General features: G+C 69.1%; 22 protein-coding genes. 9 read left to right on the top strand and 13 right to left on the bottom strand.

All coding sequences use genetic code 11. From position 1 onward, the window contains the following. Positions 1–8: 8 nt before the first annotated feature. From KF889_10120 to KF889_10130, 3 genes are all read right to left on the bottom strand, one after another. Complete coding sequence (locus tag KF889_10120; protein MBX3499788.1) at positions 9–557, bottom strand: hypothetical protein; 549 nt, start codon at positions 555–557, stop codon at positions 9–11. After that, positions 554–3,148, bottom strand: a complete 2,595-nt coding sequence (gene leuS / locus KF889_10125) for a leucine--tRNA ligase (protein ID MBX3499789.1) — start codon at positions 3,146–3,148, stop codon at positions 554–556. The genes KF889_10120 and leuS overlap by 4 nt, the downstream gene beginning before the upstream one ends. Positions 3,149–3,312: 164 nt before the next feature. Then, positions 3,313–3,894 (bottom strand): DUF3576 domain-containing protein, encoded by a 582-nt coding sequence (locus tag KF889_10130; protein MBX3499790.1) that lies wholly within the window; start codon positions 3,892–3,894, stop codon positions 3,313–3,315. Between the two features lie 478 nt (positions 3,895–4,372). On the opposite strand from KF889_10130, the gene KF889_10135 reads away from it, so the two are divergent. Then, on the top strand, positions 4,373–5,572 hold the full coding sequence (locus tag KF889_10135) for a porin (protein ID MBX3499791.1): 1,200 nt from the start codon (positions 4,373–4,375) through the stop codon (positions 5,570–5,572). Positions 5,573–5,648: 76 nt separating this feature from the next. Here KF889_10135 and KF889_10140 read toward each other — a convergent pair whose 3' ends face one another. The 4 genes from KF889_10140 to KF889_10155 are packed head-to-tail and all read right to left on the bottom strand — an operon-like array spanning position 5,649 to position 8,637. After that, a complete protein-coding gene (locus tag KF889_10140) occupies positions 5,649–6,824 on the bottom strand; it encodes a coproporphyrinogen III oxidase (GenBank protein MBX3499792.1) in 1,176 nt (391 codons plus the stop codon). Next, on the bottom strand, positions 6,821–7,438 hold the full coding sequence (locus KF889_10145) for a non-canonical purine NTP pyrophosphatase (GenBank protein ID MBX3499793.1): 618 nt from the start codon (positions 7,436–7,438) through the stop codon (positions 6,821–6,823). The genes KF889_10140 and KF889_10145 overlap by 4 nt, the downstream gene beginning before the upstream one ends. A gap of 10 nt (positions 7,439–7,448) precedes the next feature. Continuing rightward, a complete protein-coding gene (gene rph, locus KF889_10150) occupies positions 7,449–8,168 on the bottom strand; it encodes a ribonuclease PH (GenBank protein ID MBX3499794.1) in 720 nt (239 codons plus the stop codon). A 19-nt stretch (positions 8,169–8,187) separates the two neighbouring features. Further along, entirely contained in the window at positions 8,188–8,637 is a 450-nt protein-coding gene (locus KF889_10155; protein ID MBX3499795.1) for a hypothetical protein, read from the bottom strand. 62 nt (positions 8,638–8,699) lie between these two features. Here KF889_10155 and hrcA point away from each other — a divergent pair, with 62 nt between their 5' ends. Beyond that, positions 8,700–9,806, top strand: coding sequence for a heat-inducible transcriptional repressor HrcA (gene hrcA, locus KF889_10160; protein MBX3499796.1), 1,107 nt, complete (start codon positions 8,700–8,702; stop codon positions 9,804–9,806). Positions 9,807–9,919: 113 nt separating this feature from the next. After that, on the top strand, positions 9,920–10,555 hold the full coding sequence (grpE, locus tag KF889_10165) for a nucleotide exchange factor GrpE (protein MBX3499797.1): 636 nt from the start codon (positions 9,920–9,922) through the stop codon (positions 10,553–10,555). A 20-nt stretch (positions 10,556–10,575) separates the two neighbouring features. Here the strand turns inward: grpE and KF889_10170 are convergent, their stop codons facing one another. Then, positions 10,576–11,352 (bottom strand): AAA family ATPase, encoded by a 777-nt coding sequence (locus KF889_10170; GenBank protein MBX3499798.1) that lies wholly within the window; start codon positions 11,350–11,352, stop codon positions 10,576–10,578. A 256-nt stretch (positions 11,353–11,608) separates the two neighbouring features. Here KF889_10170 and dnaK point away from each other — a divergent pair, with 256 nt between their 5' ends. The 3 genes from dnaK (at position 11,609) to KF889_10185 (ending at position 15,433) form a co-directional block, all read left to right on the top strand. Continuing rightward, positions 11,609–13,549 (top strand): molecular chaperone DnaK, encoded by a 1,941-nt coding sequence (dnaK, locus tag KF889_10175; protein ID MBX3499799.1) that lies wholly within the window; start codon positions 11,609–11,611, stop codon positions 13,547–13,549. A gap of 109 nt (positions 13,550–13,658) precedes the next feature. Beyond that, positions 13,659–14,789 carry a molecular chaperone DnaJ gene (dnaJ, locus tag KF889_10180; GenBank protein MBX3499800.1) on the top strand — a complete coding sequence of 377 codons (1,131 nt, stop codon included), beginning with the start codon at positions 13,659–13,661 and terminating at the stop codon, positions 14,787–14,789. A 20-nt stretch (positions 14,790–14,809) separates the two neighbouring features. Then, on the top strand, positions 14,810–15,433 hold the full coding sequence (locus KF889_10185) for a DNA-3-methyladenine glycosylase I (protein ID MBX3499801.1): 624 nt from the start codon (positions 14,810–14,812) through the stop codon (positions 15,431–15,433). On the opposite strand, the gene KF889_10190 is transcribed toward KF889_10185, so the two are convergent. Beyond that, positions 15,390–15,914 (bottom strand): hypothetical protein, encoded by a 525-nt coding sequence (locus tag KF889_10190; protein MBX3499802.1) that lies wholly within the window; start codon positions 15,912–15,914, stop codon positions 15,390–15,392. The genes KF889_10185 and KF889_10190 overlap by 44 nt on opposite strands. 62 nt (positions 15,915–15,976) lie before the next feature. On the opposite strand from KF889_10190, the gene dapB reads away from it, so the two are divergent. Then, positions 15,977–16,774: a 4-hydroxy-tetrahydrodipicolinate reductase gene (dapB, locus tag KF889_10195; GenBank protein ID MBX3499803.1), complete on the top strand. Its 798-nt coding sequence runs from the start codon at positions 15,977–15,979 to the stop codon at positions 16,772–16,774. A gap of 83 nt (positions 16,775–16,857) precedes the next feature. Here dapB and KF889_10200 read toward each other — a convergent pair whose 3' ends face one another. Then, positions 16,858–17,358, bottom strand: a complete 501-nt coding sequence (locus KF889_10200; GenBank protein MBX3499804.1) for a DUF2244 domain-containing protein — start codon at positions 17,356–17,358, stop codon at positions 16,858–16,860. An 87-nt stretch (positions 17,359–17,445) separates the two neighbouring features. Here KF889_10200 and nth point away from each other — a divergent pair, with 87 nt between their 5' ends. Further along, entirely contained in the window at positions 17,446–18,093 is a 648-nt protein-coding gene (nth, locus tag KF889_10205; protein MBX3499805.1) for an endonuclease III, read from the top strand. Between the two features lie 146 nt (positions 18,094–18,239). Here nth and KF889_10210 read toward each other — a convergent pair whose 3' ends face one another. After that, complete coding sequence (locus tag KF889_10210; GenBank protein MBX3499806.1) at positions 18,240–19,211, bottom strand: tripartite tricarboxylate transporter substrate binding protein; 972 nt, start codon at positions 19,209–19,211, stop codon at positions 18,240–18,242. A gap of 26 nt (positions 19,212–19,237) precedes the next feature. Further along, entirely contained in the window at positions 19,238–19,987 is a 750-nt protein-coding gene (locus KF889_10215) for an S-methyl-5'-thioinosine phosphorylase (GenBank protein MBX3499807.1), read from the bottom strand. A gap of 61 nt (positions 19,988–20,048) precedes the next feature. On the opposite strand from KF889_10215, the gene KF889_10220 reads away from it, so the two are divergent. Next, positions 20,049–21,065, top strand: coding sequence for a methionine synthase (locus KF889_10220; protein ID MBX3499808.1), 1,017 nt, complete (start codon positions 20,049–20,051; stop codon positions 21,063–21,065). Between the two features lie 230 nt (positions 21,066–21,295). On the opposite strand, the gene KF889_10225 is transcribed toward KF889_10220, so the two are convergent. Then, positions 21,296–22,285 (bottom strand): MBL fold metallo-hydrolase, encoded by a 990-nt coding sequence (locus KF889_10225; protein MBX3499809.1) that lies wholly within the window; start codon positions 22,283–22,285, stop codon positions 21,296–21,298. Between the last annotated feature and the right edge of the window lie 164 nt (positions 22,286–22,449).

A 22,449-nucleotide genomic window follows, 5' to 3' on the forward strand; every position in this document is an offset into this window, starting at 1 on the left:
ACCCGAAGCTACAGCCCGCGGCGCTGGCGGAAATACAGCGCCAGCTTCATGCGGATGTCCTCGGCGAGGTCGCGCGCCGTGCGCTCGCGCGCGTTCTCGCGCGCGGCCTCGGTGGCCGGCTGCGAGCGCGTCAGATCGAACCGCGCCACGGTGCGGCTGAAGCCCGCGGTGAGCGTGGCGCCGGCGGGATCGCGCAGGCTCCAGCTGGCGCTGACGTGCAGGGTCTGCAGCATTGCCACCTCGTCGAGACGGCGCAGCGGCGTCTGCTCGGACTCGCTGCGCGTCACCACCAGGTGATAGAGCGGCTGGCGCGGCTCGCCCCCGGGAGTGAGGTGGTCGATGAGCGCATTGCGCAGCACCTGCCCGCTGCGCTCGGCGATGGTGGCGATCCGGATCGCGGCGAGGTCGCCGCGCACGCCGCCTGCCGGCGCACCGGCCGGCGGCGTTCCTTCGTCGCCGCCGTAGAGCGGGCGCAGGCTGCAGGCGGAAAGCGCCGCGAGCGCCGCGAACATCAGGCCGCGCCGCGTCGCCTCGACGATGGCGCGGTGGCCGCTCACACCACCACGTTGACGATGCGGTTGGGCACGACGACGATCTTCTTCGCCGGCTTGCCGGCCATCGCCTTGATCACGTCCGCCTCGGCCAGGGCCGCGGCCTCGGCCCGATCCTTCGGCGTGTCCTTGGGCAGCTTCAGGGTCGCGCGCAGCTTGCCGTTGACCTGCACCGCCACCGTGACGTCCTCGTCGGCCAGCAGCGCGGCGTCGGGCGTCGGCCACGGCGCGTCGGCGACCAGCCCGTCGCGGCCCAGCAGGGTCCACAGCTCTTCCGCCAGGTGCGGCGTCATCGGCGCGATCAGGCGCACGAAGATGTCGAGCGTCTCGCCCAGCGCGGCGCGATCGGCATCGTCCTTCGCCTTGAAGCCCTCGATGGCGTTGGCCAGCTCGTAGAGGCGGGCCACCGACTTGTTGAAATGGAAGGCCTCGATGTCGCCCGAGATGCCGGCGGCCGCCTTGTGGGCGGCGCGGCGCAACGCCATCGCGGCGTCGGAGAAGGCGCCGTTGGCCTTCGCCGCCGCGGCGCCGCTGCCGATCGCCTCGCTCAGCAGCCGGTAGAGCCGCTGCTGGAAACGCCACGAGCCGCTGACACCGGCTTCGGTCCATTCCAGGTCGCGCTCCGGCGGGCTGTCGCTCAGCATGAACCAGCGCGCGGTGTCGGCGCCGTAGTCGCGGATGATCTGGTCGGGATCGACGACGTTCTTCCTCGACTTCGACATCTTCTCGGAGCGGCCGATGATCACCGGCGAATCGTCCGAGGCGCGCACGATGGCGCCACCCTCCAGCCTCCTGATCTCGTCCGGGAACAGCCAGGTGCCGTCGGTGGCGCGATAGGTCTCATGGCAGACCATGCCCTGGGTGAACAGCCCGTCGAACGGCTCGTCGCGGCTGGTCATCTGCACCTCGCGCATCGCGCGCGTCCAGAAGCGCGAGTACAGCAGATGCAGGATCGCGTGCTCGACGCCGCCGATGTACTGGTCGACCGGCATCCAGTAGTGGTTCTCCTCGCGGTCGAACGGCGCGCTGTCCAGCTGCGGCGAGGTGAACCGGTCGAAGTACCAGCTCGAATCGATGAAGGTGTCGAAGGTGTCGGTCTCGCGCCGCGCCGGCTTGCCGCAGGACGGGCAGGCGACGTGCTTCCACGTCGGATGGCGGTCCAGCGGATTGCCCGGCGTGTCGAACTCGACGTCGTCGGGCAGGGTCACCGGCAGGTCCTTGGCCGGCACCGGCACCACGCCGCAGGAATCGCAGTGGATCGCCGGGATCGGGCAGCCCCAGTAGCGCTGGCGCGACACCAGCCAGTCGCGCAGGCGGTACTGCACGGTGCCCTTGCCCTGTCCCTTGCTCTCCAGGTGGCGGATGATCGTGCGCTTGGCGTCGGCCACCGACAGGCCGTCCAGGAAGCCCGAGTTGAAGATCGTGCCGTCGCCGTCATAGGCCTCGGCGCCGATCGCGAAGGTCTTCGGATCGGCATCCCTGGGCAGCACGACCGGGATCACCGGCAAGCCGTACTTGCGCACGAAATCCAGGTCGCGCTGGTCGTGCGCCGGGCAGCCGAAGATCGCGCCGCTGCCGTACTCCATCAGCACGAAATTGGCGACGTAGACCGGCAGGGTCGCGCCCTCCTTGACCACGTCCTTCGCCAGGACCCGCGTGCGGTAGCCCGTCTTCTCGGCGGTCTCGATCTCGGCGGCGCTGGTGCCGGTCTTGCGGCACTCGGCGATGAACTCCGCCAGTGCCGGGTCGTCCTTGGCCAGGCGCGCCGCCACCGGATGATCCGGCGATATCGCCGCGAACGAGGCGCCGAACAGCGTGTCGGGCCGCGTCGTGAAGATCTCCAGCGTCTCGCCCGGCAGGGCGCCCTCGCCGGTCAGCTCGAAGAAGACGCGCGCGCCCTCGCTCCTGCCGATCCAGTTGGCCTGCATCAGGCGCACCTTCTCGGGCCAGCGCGGCATGGAATCCAGGCGCGTCAGCAGCTCCTCGGCAAAGTGCGTGATCTTCAGGTTCCACTGCGAGAGCTTGCGGCGCTCCACGGTGGCGCCGGTGCGCCAGCCCTTGCCGTCGATCACCTGCTCGTTGGCCAGCACGGTGTTGTCGACCGGATCCCAGTTGACCCAGGATTCCTTGCGATAGGCGAGGCCGGCCCGCCAGAAATCCAGGAACATCTTCTGCTGGTGGCGGTAGTAGCTGGGATCGCAGCTCGCCAGCTCGCGGCTCCAGTCCAGCGACAGGCCCATCGACTTCAGCTGCGCCTTCATGGTGGCGATGTTCTCGTAGGTCCACTTGCGCGGGTGGACCCTCTTCTCCATCGCCGCGTTCTCGGCCGGCAGGCCGAAGGCGTCCCAGCCCATGGGATGCAGCACGTTGAAGCCGCGCGCCCTGCGGTAGCGCGCCACCACATCGCCCTGGGTGTAGTTGCGCACGTGGCCCATGTGGATGCGCCCCGACGGGTAGGGGAACATCTCCAGCACGTAGTACTTGGGCCGGGCGCGATCCATTTTTGCGCGGAACGTGCCGCGCTCCTCCCAGGCCTTCTGCCACTTGGCCTCGGTCTCGCGGAAATTGTAGCGCACGGGGGATGGGCTGGAGGACATGATCGGACCAATGGCGAACGATAGCAGGGCTTCTCGAGGGCGCGCGGGCACCCGACCGGCCCTTACAGGCCGGCGGCGATAAGTCGGGGAAGCCGCTGATATCCGATCATGGGCGGGCAGGCTAGGGCCCGCCGCGCGATTGTCAACTCGCTCGCCGGTAACGGTCAGTTGCCCGTGGCGGCGATGCGCAGCTGGCGGGCCCGGGTAAGAATCGCGTTCTCGAACTCGAACGCGGTCTTGGGATCGACCGGGGCGTCGACCCAGCCGCGGCCACCCGCCTGCTGCTGGCGGATGATCGAGGCGCGGATGGCGTCGGCGCGCAGGTCGCGGTCGAGGATCAGCACCTGCAGCTTCAGCCGTTCGCTGGGCGACTCGGTGAACTGGAACCAGTCGGTGATGATCAGCCCGCCGAACGGGTCGGCCGAGGCGATCGGCCACTTGTTGTCAATGATCACATCGAGCGAGGCGCGCCACAGGAAGGCGTTGACGGCGATGCCCGGCTCGTCGAGGCCCTTGCGCTTCTCGTCACGCGAGCCGAACAGGCCGCCGGGACCGAACAGGCCGCCGCCTTCGGCCGCGCCGCGGCTCAGGCCATACTGGCGCTCTGATTTCGGGCGGGTGAGCTGATCCGGCAGCGCCGTGTCGTCGCCGCCGCAACCCGCCAATCCCGCCGACGACGCAGCGAACACCGCGATGGAGGCAACGCGCAGAGCGCGCCGGATCGGGCGACGATGGCCTCTGGACATTGATGAGGGCTCCCTGTGACGGCGCGGCGGCTCTTGGGCCATTCGGCGCGCCAAGGCCAACTTATATAGGGGAAGTCGGTCGCCGGAAACAGCTAGTCGGCGGCCAGCCCGGCGGACGCGGGTGGAGCCCGATCGCCCAGCCTACAATAAGTCAGTAATTTCAATAGGATAGCAATTTGTCCTGTTATGAAACATACCATATTTAGCGCCAACCCCGAATCTACCTCAATATATTGACCCTTCTGGGGGTACGCCAAACTGGTGGCTCGGCGGCCGATTTGTGGCGTCCGTGCCACACCTCGCCACCGAATTGGCGCATCTGCCTTTGGTTTCTTGACCCCTGATAGGGCGGCGAGTTTAATCCGCCATGGCCCGTCGAGTGGCAGGAGCGGTTTTGGCCGAGTTGTGTGGCTAGCCCTTCTAAAACCGGTCGCCGTCGGTCCTGATCGCGAGACGCAGCAGAGAGAGAGAGGGAGAAATGAAGAAAGTCCTCCTGGGGACGACCGCTTTGATCGCAGGCGGCCTCGCGGCCGTGCCGGCGATGGCGGCCGATCCGATCAAGATTGGTGTCGGCGGCTATATGCAGCAGTATTTCAACGTCGGTCACTACGGCGGCATCGGAACCGGCGCCACGGCCACCGACTTCCGCACGCCGAACTACAAGTACGAAGGCGAGATCTGGTTCATCGGCCAGACCAAGCTCGACAACGGCACCACCATCGGTGTGCGCTTCGAGCTCGAAGGCTGGTCGCAGGCCGCCGGCACCACCACGGACACGATGGACGAAGAGTACATCTTCGCCTTCGGCGACTGGGGTCGTATCGAGTTCGGCGGCATCGACGTCGTGTCGTACCGCATGTTCTACGCTGCGCCCAACGTGCTGCCGGGCTACGGCTCGACGCAGTTCAACTTCGGGGCGGGCTCGGCGACCATCAGCGGCGCCAACGGCGCGCTGCACGCCAACGCGGCTGCTCCCGGCATCTTCCAGGACGCCAACAAGTTCAACTACTACACGCCGCGCTTCTTCGGCTTCCAGGCCGGTGTGTCGTACACGCCGTACATGACGGCGAACAACACGGCGGGCTTCGGACCGCTCAATGCGGCCGCGACCTGCGGCTTCACCGGTGGCGCCGGCAACGCACCGCTCTGCACCAACATGCAGAACGCGTATGTCAACGGCGTGTCGCTCGGCCTCAACTACGTGAACAAGTTCGGCAACCTCGGCATCGCCGTGGCGCTGGGCTACGACGGTGCCGCTTACGACCGGGGCATCCTCAACAACGGCCTGCAGCGGCACTACCACGCGGTTGGTGGCGGCGCTCAGATCAGCTATGCCGGCTTCACGGTCGGCGGCAGCTTGACCTGGGACAACAACGGCCTGATCGCGGGCAACGAGAACATCCGTTGGTCGGCCGGCGTCTCGTACGAGACCGGCCCGTGGGCGGTGAGCTTCACCTACCACGGCGGTACGCGGCGTGAGAGCGTCGCGGCACTGGCGGGTCCGGGCGGCGCGGTCGGCACCGACCAGGTTCACCTGTTCATGGTCGGCGGCACCTACGCCATCGGACCGGGCATCAGGCTGGTCGGCGGCTTCTACTACGAGGCGGCGTCGGGCCAGAACCAGTCGGAGCGCACGGACAGCTGGCAGTTCCTGCTCGGAACGGCCCTCACGTTCTAGTCGCGACGTCCAGCGTCGAAAGCATCGGAGAGCGGGCCTCGGGCCCGCTCTCTTCTTTTTTGCGCTCCGGATGCCGTCAGCGCAGCAGGCGCGCCAGCACGGCATCGAGCCGCTGGCGTCCGGCGGCGGTGGCGCGCAGGCGCTCGGCGTCGAGCGCCAGAAAGCCGCCTTCGATCAGGCGGGACAGGGCCTGCGAATCAATGGCGTCGAGGGGATCGCGGCCGGTGAGCGCGCGGAAGCGCCCTCGATCGATCCCCTCGACCAGCCGAAGGCCCATCATCAGGGCTTCGCGCGGCATCTCGTCCCGATCGACGAGGCGATCCTCGGCGGTCGCGTGGCCCCTTGCCTCGACCTGCTCGAGCCAGGCCTCGGGTCCGCTGGCCTGGCGCGTGGCGCGCTTGCCGCGCGCGGTATCGGCGCGATCGACGGCGAAGCGGCCATGCGCCCCCGGCCCGACGCCGACATAGTCCTCGTAGCGCCAGTAGATCAGATTGTGACGGCAGGCCGCGCCTTGTCGGGCATAGTTGGAGATCTCGTAGGCCGGCAGGCCGTGCGCGGCCATCAGCGCGCCGGTTTCCTCGTACAGCACGGCGGCGGTGTCCTCGTCGGGCATGGCGAAGGCGCCGTGCGCGTGATCCTGCCAGAAGCGCGTGCCGCGCTCGAGCGTGAGCTGGTAGAGCGAGAGATGCTCGCCGGCGAGTTCCAGCGCGCGCGTCAGCTCGGCGCGCCACGCCGCCGGCGTCTGGCCGGGCCGCGCGTAGATCAGGTCGAAGGAATAGCGCGCGAAGACGGCGCGCGCCGTGGCGATCGCCGCCAGGCCCTCGTCCACCGAATGCGCGCGGCCGAGGAAGCGCAGCGAGCCGGGATCGAGCGCCTGCACGCCCAGCGACACGCGATTGACGCCGGCCTCGCGCACGGCCTCGAAGCGCGCCGCCTCGACCGAGGTCGGGTTGGCCTCCATGGTAATCTCGACGTCGCCGGCGAGGGGCCACAGATCGCGGATCGTACCGATCACCGCGGCGATCGTCGCCGGCGGCATCAGCGACGGCGTGCCGCCGCCGAAGAAGACGCTGTCGACCCTGCGGCCTGTCGTGCTCTTGGCATAGTGAGCAAGCTCGGCGAGCAGCGCCTCGCGCCAGCGCGTCTGGTCGACGCCGTCGCGGACGTGGCTGTTGAAGTCGCAATAGGGGCACTTCGAGACGCAGAACGGCCAGTGCACGTAGACGCCGAGCTGGCGTCGCGCGTCGTTCACCGGAAGCACCGCGCCACGAGCCTGGCGAAGGCATCGGCGCGGTGGCTGATGCTGTTCTTCACCGCGGGTTCCATCTCACCACAGGTCATCGCCCAGCCATCGGGCTGGAAGGTGGGATCGTAGCCGTGGCCATTGCTGCCGCGCGGCGGCCACACGATGGTGCCGCGCACCTGGCCCAGCACGCTCTCGACATGGCCATCGGGCCACGCCAATGCCAGGGCGCAATTGAACGTCGCGGCGCGCGCCTCGGGCGTGTCGGGCACGCCACGGCGGGCGAGCTCGCGCTGGATGCGTGCCATGCCGGTCATCGCATCGCGGTTCGGGCCCTCCCAATCGGCGGTGTGCAGGCCCGGCTGACCATCGAGCGCGTGCACCGACAGGCCCGAATCGTCGGCCAGTGCGGGCAGGTTGGCGGTGCGCGCGGCTGCGCGCGCCTTCAGCTCGGCATTCTCGAGGAAGGTCGTGCCGGTCTCCTCCGGCACCTCCAGCCCGAGCTCGCCGTGCGAGAGCACATGCACGCCGAAAGGCGCCAGCATGCCGCCGATCTCGGCCGCCTTGCCGGCGTTGTGCGTGGCTACCACCAGCTGCGAACCGCTGAAGCGGCGCGGCGTCATCGATCGCGCCTCAGCTTCGCTCCAGCGCGGTGCGCTGATGCACGCAGAGCTCGCCGATGCCGCGCTTGGCCAGCGCCAGCAGGGCGAGGAACTCGGCCTCGCTGAAGGGATCCTTCTCCGCCGTGCCCTGCACCTCGACCAGGCCGCCGGCGGCGGTCAGCACGAAATTGGCGTCGGCCTGCGCCGCCGAATCCTCGGGGTAGTCGAGGTCGAGCACCGGCGTGCCGTTGTAGACACCGCAGGAAATCGCCGCGACCTGGCCGGTGATCGGATACTTCTTCAGCTTGCCGGCCTTCTGCAGCCCGTTCATGGCGATCGCCAGCGCCACCCACGAGCCGGTGACGCTGGCGGTGCGCGTGCCGCCATCGGCCTGCAGCACGTCGCAGTCGACCTTCACCTGCATTTCGCCCATCGCCTCGAGATCGACCACGGCACGCAGCGCGCGGCCGATCAGGCGCTGGATCTCCTGGGTGCGGCCCGACTGCTTGCCGCGCGCCGCCTCGCGGTCGGTGCGCGTATGGGTCGAGCGCGGCAGCATGCCGTACTCCGCCGTCACCCAGCCGCGGCCGCTGCCGCGCATCCACGGCGGCACGCGCTCCTCGACCGAGGCGGTGCACAGCACATGGGTATCGCCGAACTTCGCCAGGCAGGACCCTTCAGCATGGCGCGAGAAGCCGGGAATCAGCTCGATCGGGCGCAGCTGATCGGGCGCGCGGCCGGAAGGTCGGATGGACATGGTCTTCCTGTGGTCATCGTCCGCCCGTCCGGCGGAGCCGGTCGAGGGCGTGCCATGCGCCGACAGGGTCGCGCAAGGGGCCGATGAAGGTTTCCGTTGTCGCGCCCCGGGCGGCGTCGAGGCCGGGGCGGATGACGACACCCCGGCCGAAGATGCCGTGCGAGCGCACCGCGACCGAACCGATCGATTCGCCGCCGAAGCGGATGGCGCCGCCGCGCCGCGGTCGGGCGGTGGCCCGGCGGCCGTCGATCTCCAGCGGTGGGCGCAGCCGCAGCTGGACCTGGTCGATGACGGCGAAGACGGCGATACCGGCGCACACCCACTGGGCGTAGGCACGGCCTTCGGTCAGCCAGACGATGGCGCCCACGATCAGCGCGAACAGCAGCGGCACGATGGCCGCGGCCAGCGGATCGGCCCGGAAGACGAGCCGGGCAGGCGGGGCGTCGATGACCCTGTCGTCCATCGCCGCAGTCTCGCACCGGCCCGGCGTTGACGCTATCGGGCCCGCTGCCTAGATTCTAGGGCATGCAACGGCCCATCACGCGACTCGAGCCGGTGCCCCGCCCATCGGCCAGCCGCACCCTGGTCGGCACCGCCGCGCCGGTTGCCGAGCTCAACGATCGCGCCCGAGAGGTCTTCCGGCGCATCGTCGAGTCCTACGTCGAGACCGGCGAGCCGGTGGGCTCGCGCACGCTCACGCGCCGGCTGACCGAGCATCTTTCGCCGGCGACCATCCGCAACGTGATGGCGGATCTGCAGGATTCCGGCCTGCTGTTCGCGCCGCATACCTCAGCCGGCCGCGTTCCCACCGAGGCGGGACTGCGCCTGTTCGTCGACGGGCTGCTCGAGGTCGGCGTGCTGAGCGAGGACGAGCGGGCCGGCATCGAGGCGCGCTGTGCAGGCAACGGCCGCAGCGTGCAGGAGGTGCTGGAGCACGCCAGCTCGCTGCTGTCGGGCCTGTCGCGCTGCGCCAGCATGGTGGTGGCGCCGCGCAGCGAGCAGCCGCTGAAGCACATCGAGTTCGTGGCGCTGGGACCGGGCCGGGCGCTGGTCGTGCTGGTGACCCAGAACGGCACGGTCGAGAACCGCCTGATCGAGCTGCCCATCGGCATGCCGCCCTCGGCCCTGATCGAGGCCGCCAACTATCTCGCCGCGCGCCTGGTCGGCCGCACCTTCGAGGAGGCCAGGGAAGAAATCGCCGCCGAGCTCGCCGGCCAGCGCGCCCAGCTCGACGCGCTGACCCAGCGCGTGATCGAGGCCGGGCTGGCGACCTGGGGCGGCGGGCCGGGCTCCTCGCTGATCGTGCGCGGCCAGGCGCGGCTGCTCGAGGACGTCACGGCGCTGGCCGATCTCGAGAACATCCGCCGCCTCTTCGAATCGCTGGAACGCGGCGAGAGCTTCATGCGCCTGCTCGACCTGGCGGGCGGTGCCGAGGGCGTGCAGATCTTCATCGGCGCCGACAACCCGCTATTCGCCAATACCGGCTGCTCGGTGATCGTCGCCCCGCTGCGCGGCGAGCGCGAGAAGATCGTCGGCGCCATCGGCGTGGTCGGGCCCACGCGCATGAACTACGCCCGCATCATCCCGCTGGTGGATTACACGGCGAAGGTCGTCGGCCGGCTGGTCGGCTGAGCCTGTCGCACCGGGTTGACCCCGGGCGGGCGACCACCTAAGTCAGGGCGGACAGGACGGCGAGGCACAGTGTCTCGCCGTCGGCGTTTCAACCCTGTATGGCTCGCCAGATCATGCCGTCCGACACCGCCTCCCATAAGCCGCCGCCCGAGGATCCGGGCCTGGAGCCGGAGTTCAGCCTCGACATCCCCGAGCCGCCGCGGGGCGATGCCGATGACCCCGCGCGCGTCATCAAGGAGGCGGCCGAGGCCAGGATCGCCGAGCTGGAGACGCAGCTGGCCGAGGCCAAGGACCAGTGGATCCGCGCCGTCGCCGACGCCCAGAACGCGCGGCGCCGCGCCAAGCTCGACGTCGAGGAGGCGCACAAATTCGCCGTCCAGCGCTTCGCCAAGGACGTGCTCTCGGTGGGCGACAATCTCGGCCGCGCCTTGCAGGCCCTGCCGCCGGGCGGCGAGGGGCTGGACGATCGGCTGAAGGGCGTGGTGCAGGGCGTCGAGGCGACCCAGCGCGAGCTGCAGGCCGTGCTGGAGCGCAATGGCGTCAAGAAGATCGAGGCCCAGGACAAGCCATTCGACCCCAACCTGCACCAGGCCGTGGCGCAGGTCCCCGATCCGTCGCGGCCCGGCAACACCGTGGCCCAGGTCTACCAGGACGGCTACGTGATCAATGACCGGCTGCTGCGCGCCGCCATGGTCGTGGTCGCCACCGGCGGGCCGCCGGCCGCCCCGGCCAACGACACCACCAAGTAAGGCGTCTTCGCGGCGCGCGTTCAGCCGGCGGTCTCCATGGCCGCGCGCATGAAGCCGTCCGGATCGGCGAAATAGTCGCGCACGACGCGCCAGTGCGAGGTGTCCTCGGGCCGGCCGCGCCGGATGCCCTGGGGTTCCATGATCAGCAGGTCGGCGCCGGGATAGCCGATGATCAGCGGCGCGTGGCTGGCGATGAGCACCTGCGCCCGGCCAGCTTCCTCCATCCGCCGAAGAATGTTGAGGAAGCGGATCTGGCGCTGGGGCGAGAGCGCCGCCTCGGGCTCGTCGAGGATGTAGATGCCCTGGGCATGGGCGAAGCGGTGCTCGAACAGGGCCAGGAAGGCCTCGCCGTGCGAGCGGGTGTGCAGCGAGCGGCCGCCATAGGCGTCGACGATGCGCGGACCGGGTTGGGGGTCGCGGTCGAGCTCGTCCATCTGGCTGATGAAGTTGAAGTAGCTCTCGGCGCGCAGGAAGAAGCCCCTGGTGACGCGGGGCAGCCAGGCCAGGCGCAGGCAGCGCGACAGGGCGGGCGCCGCCTCCTGCGAGAGGAAATTGCGCGTGCCGCTTTGCATGGCAAAGCCGATCTGCCCGGCGATGGCCTCCAGCAGGGTCGACTTGCCGACCCCGTTCTCGCCGACGATCACCGTGACCTTGTGCGTGAAACCCAGATCGAACCGGCGGTCGGCGAACAGCGGCAGGTTGAAGGGATGCCGCGACCAGTCCTCGACGCGCTCCGGCAGGAGCGTCACGCGCTTCAGGAAGGGCGGCGGCAGGCGGGAATGGGTGGCGCGGGGCATGGCGGCACCCTATCCGCAACGGGCGGCAGTCTGGAGGGCTTCCAGACAGGCCCAGCCGAAGGGCAGGGCATGGCCCGGCCGCAAAAATGCCGTAAGCATCGGCCTCGCGGACCGTTGCAGGGGTATCCGGAGACACTATATAGCCCTTTGGAAATCGCGGCTTTTTGCCGTCGAATCTGTATCCGAACTCCAGGGGGACGTCCCGGTGCCGTCAGGGCCGAACGGATCCCGCCGCTGACAAGAGAGGCAATGCATCATGGCTAAAGTCATTGGTATCGACCTCGGTACGACCAATTCCTGCGTCGCGATCATGGAGGGCAACGACCCTCGCGTGATCGAGAACTCCGAGGGCGCCCGCACCACCCCATCCATGGTCGCCTTCACCGATTCCGGCGAGCGTCTGGTCGGCCAGTCGGCCAAGCGCCAGGCGGTGACCAACCCGAACAAAACGCTCTATGCCGTGAAGCGCCTCATCGGCCGCCGCTTCGACGACCCGATGGTCCAGAAGGAGATCGGCCTGGCCCCCTACAAGATCGTCAAGGCGTCGAACGGCGACGCCTGGGTCGAGGTCGACGGCAAGCAGTACAGCCCCAGCCAGATGTCCGCCTTCATCCTGATGAAGATGAAGGAGACCGCCGAGTCATACCTGGGCGAAACCGTCACCCAGGCCGTGGTCACCGTGCCGGCCTACTTCAACGACGCCCAGCGCCAGGCCACCAAGGACGCCGGCCGCATCGCCGGGCTGGACGTGCTGCGCATCATCAACGAGCCGACCGCGGCCGCCCTTGCCTACGGCATGGACAAGAAGAAGACCGGCCTGATCGCGGTCTACGATCTGGGCGGCGGCACCTTCGACATCTCCGTGCTGGAGATCGGCGACGGCGTCTTCGAGGTCAAGGCGACCAACGGCGACACCTTCCTCGGCGGCGAAGACTTCGACCAGCGCGTCATCAACTACCTCGCCGATGAGTTCAAGAAGGACCAGGGCATCGACCTGCGCGGCGACAAGCTCGCCCTGCAGCGCCTGAAGGAGGCGGCCGAGAAGGCCAAGATCGAGCTCTCCAACAGCAAGGAGACCGAGATCAACCTGCCGTTCATCACCGCCGACGCCAGTGGCCCGAAGCACCTGGTGATGAAGCTCTCGCGCGCCAAGCTCGAGGCGCTGGTCGAGGACCTTGTGCAGCGCACCCTGGAGCCGTGCCGCGCGGCGATGAAGGACGCCGGCGTGACCGCCGGCCAGATCGACGAGGTCATCCTCGTCGGCGGCATGACGCGCATGCCCAAGGTCATCGACACGGTGAAACAGTTCTTCGGCAAGGATCCGGCGCGCAACGTCAATCCCGACGAGGTCGTGGCGATCGGCGCCGGCGTACAGGGCGCCGTGCTCAAGGGCGAGGTCAAGGACGTCCTGCTGCTCGACGTCACCCCGCTGTCGCTGGGCATCGAGACCCTGGGCGGCGTGTTCACCCGCCTGATCGAGCGCAACACCACCATCCCGACCAAGAAGAGCCAGATCTTCTCGACCGCCGACGACAACCAGACGGCGGTGACGATCCGGGTCTTCCAGGGCGAGCGCGAGATGGCCTCGGACAACAAGCTGCTGGGCCAGTTCGACCTGGTCGGCATCCCGCCGGCGCCGCGCGGCGTGCCGCAGGTCGAGGTGACCTTCGACATCGACGCCAACGGCATCGTCTCGGTCACCGCCAAGGACAAGGCGACGTCCAAGGAGCAGCAGATCCGCATCCAGGCGTCGGGCGGCCTGAGCGAGACCGAGATCCAGAAGATGGTCAAGGACGCCGAGCAGCACGCCACCGAGGACAAGAAGAAGCGCGAGCTGGTCGATGCCCGCAACCAGGGCGAAGGCCTGGTGCACGCCACGACCCGCAACCTCGGCGAGCACGGCGACAAGGTGCCGGCGGCCGACAAGGCGGCGATCGAGGGCGCGCTGGAATCGCTGAAGAGCGTGCTGGCCGGCGAGGACGTCGAGGCCATCAAGGAGAAGACCAACGCGCTGGCGCAGGCCGCCATGAAGCTGGGCGAGGCCATGTACAAGGCGCAGGAGGCCGATCAGCAGGCCGCTCCCGGCGCGCAGCCCGGCCCCGGCGACGCGGCCAACAAGGACGACAAGGTCGTGGACGCCGATTTCGAGGACGTCACCGACGCCAGCAAGAACAAGAAGACCGGCTCGGGCGACTGAGGCGGTCGAAGGTGATCGGCGCCCCCATCCGTGCTATCAGCCCCGGGTGGGGGCGTTCGCGTGTTGCGGACCTTGATGCAATGGCGGCTCGCGGCGGCCGCGGATACGCGTGATGGCTCAGGACTACTACGAACTGCTCGGCGCCAGCCGTACCGCCAGCGCGGACGACCTGAAGAAGGCCTACCGCAAGCTGGCGATGAAGTACCACCCGGACCGCAATCCGGGCGACAAGGAAGCCGAGAAGAAGTTCAAGGAGATCAACCACGCCTACGACGTCCTGAAGGACGACCAGAAGCGCGCCGCCTACGACCGCTACGGTCCGGCCGCCTTCGACGGCAATTCCAACGGCCCGGGCGGCCCGGGCGCCGGCGGCTTCGACTTCAGCGGCGGCTTCGCCGACATCTTCGAGCAGATGTTCGGCAACATGGGCGCCGGCCAGCGCTCTGGCCCGGGCCGCGGCGCCGACCTGCGCTACAACCTCGAGATCTCGCTGGAAGAGGCCTATGCCGGCGCCGAAGCCAATGTGCGCGCGCCCAGCTCGGTGACCTGCGAGGCCTGCCACGGCAGCGGCGCGGAGCCCGGCTCCAAGCCGGTGACCTGCCCGACCTGCCACGGGCGCGGCCGCATGCGCATGCAGCAGGGCTTCTTCACCGTCGAGCGCACCTGCCCGACCTGTCATGGCGCCGGCCAGAAGATCGAGAAGCCGTGCCGCGCCTGCAACGGCGCCGGCCGCGTGCGCAAGGACAAGACCCTGCAGGTCAAGATCCCCCAGGGCGTCGAGGACGGCACCCGCATCCGGCTCAGCGGCGAGGGCGAGGCCGGTGCGCGCGGCGGCCCGCCGGGCGACCTCTACGTCTTCCTGAGCGTGCGCAAGCACAAGATGTTCGAGCGCGACGGTGCCGACCTGCTGTGCCGCGCGCCGATCAGCATGGTCACCGCCACCCTGGGCGGGCACATCGAGGTGCCGACCTTGGACGGCAAGACGGCGCGCATCTCGATCCCGCCCGGCACGCAATCGAGCCACCAGTTCCGCCTGCGCGGCAAGGGCATGCCGGTGCTGCGCTCGACCCAGAAGGGCGACCTCTACATCGAGACCGTGGTCGAGACCCCGGTGAACCTCACCGCCCGGCAGAAGGAGCTGCTCAAGGAGTTCGAGGCAGCCGGCAAGGATGCCGGCACGTCGCCCGAATCCGAGGGCTTCTTCAACAAGGTGAAGGAGATGTTCGGCGGCGACGACTGATCGCGCCGTCGAATCCACCCATGGTCTGGAAGCACGATGTCGTCACACTCGACGACGGCAAGCCGCGCTGCGGCTGGGTGAGCGACGATCCGCTCTACCGCGCCTACCACGACAGCGAGTGGGGCCGCCCGCATCGCGACCCGCAGGCGCTGTTCGAGCTGCTGATCCTCGAGGGCTGCCAGGCCGGCCTGAGCTGGATCACCGTGCTGCGCAAGCGCGAGCACTACCGCAAGGTCTACGACGGGTTCGATCCGGCGAGGATCGCGCGCTACACGCCGGGCAAGCTCGACAAGCTCAGCGCCGATCGGGGCATCGTGCGCCATCGCGGCAAGATCGAGGCCTCGGTCGGCAACGCCCGGGCCTGGCTGGCGCTGGCCAGGCGCGAGGATCCGGTCGAGTTCCTGTGGTCGTTCACCGGCGGCAGGCCGCTGGTGCGCCGACCGAAGACCCTGAAGGACGTGCCGGCGCAGACTGAGCAAAGTGCCGCGATGTCGAAGGCGCTGATGAAGCTGGGCTTCCGCTTCGTCGGCTCGACCATCTGCTACGCCTTCATGCAGGCCACCGGCATGGTCGACGACCACGTCGCGGGCTGCCACTGCGTCAGCCGCCCGTCGCGCGGTAGCGCTCCAGCACGGCGCGCGTGAGGCGCTGGTTGTTGCGGTACCAGCTGTCGGTCGTGAAGAACACCGGCTCGCTCTCGTCCCAGCCGCTGCAGCTGTAGTCCGACTGCCTGGCGAGGAAGGCGACGAACTCTTCCTCCTCGAACCATTGCGCGATCGGTTCGCCGAAGTACGCGCCACCATCCTGCACATCGCACAGCTTCACGCCCTTTGCCGTGCGGATCAGGCCCTGGCCGCAGAAATCGCGATGGTACTCGTAGATCACGCCGCTATCCGGCCTGGCGCCCATCAGCCTCCGCCAGACATCGCGCACCAACTGCTCGCCGAACGGTCGGCGATCGAGCCTGTCGCGCAGCTCCACGGCATAGCCCTCGATCTCCTCGGGCGTGGCGTTGCGCGGCTGCGGCTGCTCGCCGGGTTTCGGACGCCTGGCCATCGACCAGATCACGACACCGAGGATGCCGACGATCAGGACCAGGGCAATCACGGGAACGACGATGGCCATGGCACACCTTGGGCGGCGCAATGATCCACGATACAACGGAAGCCGGATCGAGGAGGGATGCGATGGATATCGCGATCATGGGCGCCGGCGGGCGCATGGGGCAGATGCTGGTGCGGCAGATCGCCAAGACGCCGGGGGCGAAGCTGGTGGCGGCGGTCGAGGGACCGCGCAGCAACCTCTCCGGCCGCGACGCCGGCGAGCTGGCGGGCATCGACGCGCTCGGCGTGAAGATCAGCGACGACGCGGCCGCCGGCATCGCCGCGGCCAAGGTGGCGATCGACTTCACGGTGCCGGCGGCGACCGCCGAGCACGCCGCACTTGCGGCGCAGAAGGGCGTCGCCATGGTGATCGGCACCACCGGGCTGGACGCGGCGCAGACCAAGGTCGTGCACGAGGCCGCGACCAGGGTGCCGGTGATGTGGGCGGCCAACATGTCGCTGGGCGTCAACATCCTGCTGGCGCTGGTCGAGCAGACCGCGCGCCTGCTCGATCCCGCCTACGACATCGACATCCTGGAGATGCACCACCGCCACAAGATCGACGCGCCGTCGGGCACGGCGCTGGCCCTGGGCAAGGCGGCCGCGGCCGGCCGCGAGGTCAAGCTGGAGGAGGTCTGGCGCAAGACCCGCGACGGCCATACCGGCGCGCGGCCCAGCGGCGAGATCGGCTTCGCCACCTTGCGCGGCGGCGACGAGGTCGGCTTCCACACCGTGTACTACGGCGGCATCGGCGAACGCCTCGAGCTGACGCATCGTGCCTTCAGCCGCGAGATCTACTCGGTCGGCGCGGTGAAGGCGGCGCTGTGGACCGAGGGCCGCAAGGCCGGGCTGTACACGATGAAGGACGTGCTGGGGCTTTAAGCGCCGTTTGGGCCGCGCCGCTCCAGCGGCGCTCCTCCTGCGGCATCTCATGAGCGCCGCTGGAGCGGCACGGCCCAAACGGCCTAAGCCCACTCGTGATCGAAGCGCCGGCCCGCCGTGCGCGCCAGCGCCGCACGCAGCTCAAGCGCGACCTCCAGCCGCTCATCCGGCGTCAGGAATCGCCCGACCACCAGGCGGGTGCCGCGTGACACCAGGGTGAGGCGACTCTCGTGCTGCGGCGGGTCGTCCATCTCGACGCGCAGCCAGGCGGCCTCCAGCCGCGTCTCCTCGACCACGCCCTCCGGATCGATGCGCGTGACGATGAGGTCGGTGTCGGTCAGCCGCAAGGTCTCCGACAGCCGGCCGCTCCTGTAGCTGAGCCGGAACAGGTACACGACCAGCGCAATGTCCAGCCCCATGAAGCCGATCACCGGCCAGGCGCCGAGCAGGAACAGCGGCACGCCGATCACCACGTTGGCGGCGATCAGCGCGGCGATCAGCGCGTGGAAGCCCGCGCGCGGCAAGCTGCGGTGCGGCAGCAGCGTGGCGTCGAAATGGATCGCTTGAGGGACCGGCTGCGACATGGCACCAGATTAGGGGCGCGTCCGGGGGCGCGCCAAGCCTCATCGCGCCAAACTTCGTCGCGCCAAGTCTCACAAGGCCGTGCCCGCATGCCGCAGCTCAAGCCTGCCGCCATCCATGAATTCTACAGCCGGCTGCGCGCCGCCATGCCCGAGCCCGAGGGCGAGCTGGAAAGCGGCAATGTCTATCAGCTCCTGGTCGCCGTCGTGCTCTCGGCCCAGGCCACCGATGTCGGCGTCAACCGCGCCACAAAGGAGCTGTTCAGGATCGTCCACACGCCGCAGCAGATGCTGGCGCTGGGCGAGGCGCAGCTGATCGGCCACATCAAGACCATCGGGCTCTATCGCGGCAAGGCGAAGAACGTCATCGCCCTGTCGAGGATCCTGATCGACAAGCATGGTGGCGAGGTGCCCAACGACCGCGCGGCGCTGGAGGCGCTGCCCGGGGTGGGCCGCAAGACCGCCAACGTGGTGCGCAACATCGCCTTCGGCGAGCCGACCATCGCCGTCGACACCCACGTCTTCCGCGTCGGCAACCGCACCGGGCTGGCGCCGGGCAAGACGCCGCTGGAGGTCGAGCTCAAGCTGCTCAAGCGCACGCCGGCGGAGTTCCTGCGGCACGCGCATCACTGGCTGATCCTGCACGGCCGCTACATCTGCAAGGCGCGCAAGCCCGACTGCCCGGTCTGCGTCGTGCGCGACGTCTGCCTCTACAGGGCCAAGACGACGGTCGAGTGATTTGACCTTCCCCCGGAGGGGGAAGGTGGCAAGCAGCGCCGGATGGGGGATGCCTCAACGAAGCCGGTGTCCGTCTTCGACATCCCCCTTCCGCCCTGCGGGCACCTTCCCCCTCCGGGGGAAGGAAATGCTTTCGCCGGACGCGCTCAACCCCCCGTCTTGATGCCCGCCGCCTTCACCAGCTCGCCGTAGCGCGGCAGCTCGCGCTTCAGCAGGGCATCGACCTCGGCCGGCGACAGCGGCTTGGGCGGCAGCAAGGCGCCGGCGGCCTCGAGCTTGGCCTGCACCTGAGCGTCCTTCAGCGCCTCGACCGTGGCGGCGTGGATGCGGGTGATCACGTCCTTGGGTGTCCTGGCCGGCACCAGGGTCGCATACCACGACTCGACCACCGAATCGGCCAGGCCGGCCTCGGCGAAGGTCGGCACGTCGGGCACGGACTTCAGGCGCTGTGACGCGGCCACCGCCAGCGGCCTGAGCTTGCCGGCGCGGATATGCGCGGTCGCCAGCACCGGCGGCAACAGGCCGAAATCCAGCCGCCCCTCCAGCAGGTCGGTCATCCCCGGCGGGATGCCGCGATAGGGCACGCCGGCCACCGCCGCGCCGGTGCGCACCCGCATCAGCTCCATGTTGAGATGCATCGAGGTGCCGACGCCGGGGCTCAGATAGGTCAGCTTGCCCGGTTCGGCCTTGGCCCTGGCAACGATCTCGGCCATCGACTTGAACGTCGATGAAGCGGGCACCACGGCGATCGCCGGCACGTTGCACAGATAGGCCGCGCCGGCGAAGTCGCCGATGGGGTCGTACTCGACCTTCTGCAGGTGCGGCGTCACGACGTGGCCGACCGTGGCCAGCAGCCAGGTGTGACCGTCGGCCGGCGCCTTGGCGACGATGTCGGTGGCGATCGCGGCGTTGCCGCCGGGCCGGTTGTCGATGACGACTTGCTCGCCCAGCAGCCCGGCCAGCTTCTCGCCCAGGGTGCGGCCCACGACATCGACGATGCCCCCGGCGGGGTAGGGGATCAGGAAGCGCAGCGGCTTGGATGGAAACGCCTGGGCACGCGCGCCGCCCGACGCGGCGATGACAGCGGCGCCCGCCAGCGCCGCGCGACGGGTGATCATGAAGCCCTCCCCTTCAGTTGTCCGGCTTACGCCTTTTCCTTGTTCTCGATGAACGTCGCCAGCAGCCGCGCGACCGTCGTCATCGCAGTCCGACCGTACTCCAGCAGCTGATCGTGCGCCACGGCCTGGGCGCTGTCGCCGAGCCCGGCGGCGTAGTTGACCACGATGTTGATCGCGCCGTAGGGGATGCCGCGCTCGCGCGCCAGGGCGATCTCGGGCATGCCGGTCATGCCGACCACGTCGCAGCCGTCGCGTTGCATGCGGCGGATCTCGGCGGCGCTTTCCAGTCGCGGGCCGTTGGCGCAGCCATAGCAGCCGCCATCCTCGATGCGGATGCCGGCGCTGCGCGCCGATGTCAGCAGGCGGCGGCGGATGTTCTCGCTGAACGGCCAGGTGAAATCGGCGTGGTGCGTGGTGCCGTCGTCGGCATCGTAGAACGTGTGCGCGCGTCCGGAGGTGTAGTCGATCACCTGATCGGGGATCAGCAGGGTGCCCGGCCCGAGATGCTCGCGCATGCCGCCGACGGTGGCGATGGCGACGATGCCCTCGACGCCGGAATCGTACAGCGCCTGGATGTTGGCGCGGTAGTTCACGCGATGCGGCGGGATCTCGTGGTCGTCGCCGTGGCGCAGCAGCACCACCACCGACTTGCCGGCGATCGCGCCGTGGATCAGCGGCGCCGACGGCCGGCCATAGGCCGTGTCGACATGACCGCGGCGCTCGATCGTCAGCCCGGCGAGCGAGCCGGGGCGGGAGCGGGCGATGATGGCGAACATGACGATCTCCAGGCGCGACGGATTGGTCCCTCATGCTACGGTTTCCCGCGGGAGGAACGCTATGTTGGAAACCACGATCGCCGGCAGCCTGCCCAAGCCGGTCTGGCTGGCGAAACCCGGTGTGCTGTGGGCGCCCTGGGCGCTGGAAGGCGAGGCGCTGGCCGTGGCCAAGCTCGACGCCACCATGCTGTCGGTGGCCGAGCAGGCGCGCTGCGGCATCGACATCGTCAGCGACGGCGAGCAGGCGCGCCAGCATTTCGTGCACGGCTTCCTGGTCGGCGTCGAAGGCGTCGACTTCGCCCGCAAGAAGCGCATCGGCATCCGCAACAACCGCTACGAGGCGGATTGCCCGACCGTGGTGTCGGCGCTGCGGCGCACCGGCCCGGTGCATTCGGCGGAAGCCAAGGCGGCGCGCGCGGCGACGACGAACAAGCTGAAGTTCACCCTGCCCGGGCCGATGACCATCGTCGACACCCTGGCCAACGAGCATTATCGCGACAAGGTCGACATGGCGATGGCCTTCGCGCGCCTGCTCAACGAGGAAGCGCGCGAGCTCGAGGCGCTGGGCGTCGACGTCATCCAGTTCGACGAGCCGGCCTTCAACGTCTACATGGACGAGGCGGTGCAGTGGGGCATCGACGCGCTGCACGTCGCGTCGGAAGGCCTGCGCTCAGCCACCGCGGTGCACATCTGCTACGGCTACGGCATCGAGGCCAACATCAAGTGGAAGGAGACCTTGGGCCAGTCATGGCGCCAGTACGAGCAGGTCTTCCCGGCGCTCGACCGCAGCCGCATCCAGCAGGTCTCGCTGGAATGCGCCGCCTCGAAGGTGCCGCTGGAGCTGATCGGCTTGCTCAAGACCAAGCAGGTGCTGGTCGGCGCCATCGACGTCGCCAGCGACGCGGTCGAGACGCCCGAGCAGGTCGCGTCGACCATCCGCGCGGCGATGAAGCACGTCGATGCCGAACGCATCATGCCCTGCACCAATTGCGGCATGGCGCCGATGGCACGCGACACCGCCTACGCCAAATTGCGCGCGCTGGCCGCCGGCGCGGCGATGGTGCGCAAGAGTCTTTGATCTTCCCTTCCTCCGGAGGGGGAAGGTGGCGCGCAGCGACGGATGGGGGATGTCTCAATGACATCGCTGTCCGTCTTCGACATCCCGGGCACCTTCCCCCTCCGGGGGAAGGAATGCATTGTCGTCCTGAGCGGAGCGAAGGACCTCGCGGTGGTGCGGTCACATGCAAACGCCGTGACTGAACGCACTACCGCGAGGTCCTTCGCTGCGCTCAGGACGACAGCGGCCGATTACAACGCCCGCGTCTCGCCGATGCGCGGCAGCCAGATGTCGTCGTCGACATAGCCGCCGCTCAGCGCCGCGGCGCGGAAGCGTTCGGGCGGCTCGAAGGGCGGCTCGGCCGACAGCACGATGGCGCCGTAATGCATGCCCAGCACGCGCCGGGCGCCCAGCGCGCGCGCCATCGCGACGGCTTCCTCCGGCGTGGCGTGGCTGGTGCGGAACAGATCGCGCGGCTCGTAGGCGCCGATGCCCAGCAGCGCCAGGTCGATCGGCGCGTGGCGCTGGCCGATCTCGGTGAAGATGGGCCCGAAGGCGCTGTCGCCGCCGAAGAACACGCGCCTGCCGTTGCCCTCCAGCACGTAGCCGCACCACAGCGTGCGGTTCAGATCGAACACGCCGCGGCCGGAGAAATGCACGACCGGCTCGGCGACGATGCGCAGCGGCGCGTTGGACCTCGTGCCGACGCGCACCTCGTGGCGCCAGTCGACCTCGACCACGTCGATGAAGCCGAGATCGTGCAGGGTCGTCGCCAGGCCCAGCGGCACGATCGCGCGCATTGTGCCGCGCTCGCGCAGGGCCGAGAGCGCGCGCGTGTCGAGATGGTCGTAGTGGTTGTGCGACAGCAGCAGCACGTCGATCGGCGGCAGCTCGTGTGCGCGCAGCGCCGGCGGCGTGTAGCGGCGCGGGCCGACGCCGTCGATCGGCGAGGCGTAGTCGGACAGGAACGGATCGGTCAGCACCGTGTGGCCGCCGAGGCGGATCAGGAACGAGGCGTGGCCCAGCCAGGTGATGCTGTCGCGGTTCGCATGCGCCTGCAGACCGCGCAGGGTCGCCGACTTCGACTGCACGAAGCCATCGGGCGCGACCGGGCTGCGATCGACGTGCCGGGTGCGCCACAGGTAGCGCAGGACGGTGAGGAAGTGCCGCTTCTTGGGCGCCGAGCCGGCGGGATTGCGAAACCCGCGCGCCGTATGGTGATCGGGACGGAGTTCCGCCATGGACCCTTAGATGGCGATCACGACGGGCGATTGCCAGTGGGGCTTGAGCCCAGTGCGGCAGCGTCTGTCACTCCCAGGTGATCGCATGTGGCGTCTTTACCCTTCTCCCCGCGAAGGCGGGGAGAAGGTGCCGAGCGTCAGCGAGGCGGATGAGGGGCTTCTCG

The organism is Alphaproteobacteria bacterium, from assembly GCA_019635875.1.
Classification (GTDB): domain Bacteria; phylum Pseudomonadota; class Alphaproteobacteria; order Reyranellales; family Reyranellaceae; genus JAFAZJ01.